The sequence below is a fragment of the Mucilaginibacter sp. genome (genome assembly GCF_039207105.1).
Lineage (GTDB): Bacteria > Bacteroidota > Bacteroidia > Sphingobacteriales > Sphingobacteriaceae > Mucilaginibacter.
In genome coordinates this window covers 34,911-37,030 of sequence record NZ_JBCECK010000047.1, presented here as the reverse complement: position 1 = coordinate 37,030, position 2,120 = coordinate 34,911, and the positions used below count along the sequence as shown (strand labels likewise).

General features: G+C 41.0%; 2 protein-coding genes. Both read right to left on the bottom strand.

All coding sequences use genetic code 11. From position 1 onward, the window contains the following. Positions 1-323: 323 nt before the first annotated feature. A complete protein-coding gene (locus AAGC65_RS11840) occupies positions 324-692 on the bottom strand; it encodes a helix-turn-helix transcriptional regulator (RefSeq protein WP_343112661.1) in 369 nt (122 codons plus the stop codon). Positions 693-837: 145 nt separating this feature from the next. After that, positions 838-2,120: 3'-5' exonuclease (locus AAGC65_RS11835; RefSeq protein WP_343112660.1), on the bottom strand; the 1,283-nt coding region annotated here is incomplete at its 5' end.

Here is a 2,120-nt window from a genome sequence, read left to right as displayed (position 1 = left end):
TCAAATGCCTTAACCTTAAGTTTGCTCTTAGGGTCATGGATGGTACCATCTTTCAAAGCCTGGTTTTTTGAAATAGATATGAGATAATTTGACATATACATTTATTATAAAATGTATATGCCACAATTTTTACTCCAATTTTCAATTATCGCCTATATAATTTGAAAATCGATTTACTTATTATAGTTATACGATTTAAATTTCTTTTAATTGAATATTGTTAATTAATATTTAATTAAAGGGGCAATACCGAAAATTAGAGTCTGTGTAATTGTGTATGCAAAAAATGCAAACTGTAAGGTTTACAGAACACATTTTTAACATTATAATGCTAAAATGCTTTTATTGCGCAATTCTTCATAAAGTAAAATGACTTTGCGTTGCAAGTTTGCAATTTCCGATTCGCGGTCAAGGAGCTTTTTCTGAGCTATACTAAGGTTTGATGGGGTAAGGTCAATCTCTTCAGAATCGATCACTAATATCTGAGCTACATTTATTTCAAAGATGTTGGCAATTTGTTCCAGTCTTGATAAATTGATATCGGTTACTCCGGTTTCAATTTTTGAAAAAGCGGGGATAGAGATACCTAAACGGTTTGCAACATCTTCCTGGCTCCATCCGCGTTTGTGGCGTAAGGTCCTGATGTTTTTTCCAACAGATTTATTGGTTTGCTTTTTATTGTTGTCGCTCATAATGTGTTTCCTCTTAATTAAGTAAGGAAACACACCCAAACGGTATGCCATCATTAAACCTCGCTAAAAAACGCTCTTTTATTGCGTAATTTAGCGAGAAAGTGTGAAATATGGGGAAAAAAATACACGAAAGTGGGATTAACCCTTAGTTTATGTTGCTGATTATATACAACTTCGCGAATTTTAGCAGTAGCTGCTTTTGCCCTATTTCTTTAAAAAATATGGTTGCTTTAATGTCTGGCTTGTTACCTTCAAGCGTTAATACCTTGCCAAAGCCAAAACGTTCGTGCTCCACTTCCATGCCAACCTGCAGGTTGGAGGTATCTGATGGTTTAAAGTTAGCCGATGGTACGTGGGCCTTAGCCAGTATCGAGGTGGTTTTTACCGGTGCCGATGTAGCAGGCTTGGGCTTTGAAAAAGCATCGGCTTGTTTGCCACTGCTCCAGGCTTTGCGCTCGTCCTCAAAAAACGGGTTATTGCCCGCCGCCGGTTTAGCGCTGTAGTCAAGCTCCAGGTATTTGGCATCAATCTCATCCAGAAAACGACTTGGCTCGCAACTAATGAGCGTGCCAAACTTAAACCTTGAGGTGGCATAGCTAATGGTAAGCTTGCTTTCGGCACGGGTTACGGCCACGTAAAAGAGGCGGCGTTCCTCTTCCAGGTCACTGCGCGAGTTAAGCGACATTTGTGAGGGGAACAGGTTCTCTTCAAGCCCCACCACGTATACCTGCGGAAACTCCAGGCCTTTACTGGAGTGTATGGTCATTAACGATACGGTATCGGCATCCTTATCTTTATCCTTATCATCATTAGTAAGCAGGGCGACATCCTGCATGAAAATATCCAGGCCCTTTTCTTCAATATCTTCCCGCTCTGAAAATTCCTTGATACCGTTCAGCAGCTCCTGAATGTTCTCATAACGATTTAAGCCTTCTACCGATTTATCTTCATATAGGTCTTTCAGCAAACCAGAATGTTGTGCTATATACAAGGCCGATTCATAGGCCGATTTTGTTTTGGCCAGCACCTGGAAGCTTTGTATCATGGTAGCAAAAGTGCTTACCGCGCCTGATATTTTACCTTCCAGATATTTTGTTGGCTCTACAATTACCTCCCAGGGAGTGATCTGGTGCTGATCGGCACTAACAATGATCTTATCAACAGAGGTATCACCAATTCCCCGTTTTGGGTAATTAATAACACGCTTTAATGCTTCCTCATCATTAGGGTTAAAGGTAAGCCTGAAATAGGCTATCAGATCCTTGATCTCCTTGCGCTGGTAAAACGACAAGCCCCCGTATATTTTATAGGGGATACCCAACTTGCGCAAAGCCTCCTCCATTGAGCGGGATTGGGCGTTGGTGCGGTACAAAATGGCAAAATCATGCCACTTGCGGCCCTTTAGGCTGCGGTCCTGCATAATGGTTT

Bases quoted from the DNA above. Each gene is read 5' to 3' on its own strand.
- AAGC65_RS11840 (WP_343112661.1), bottom strand. From the start codon at position 692: ATGAGCGACAACAATAAAAAGCAAACCAATAAATCTGTTGGAAAAAAC.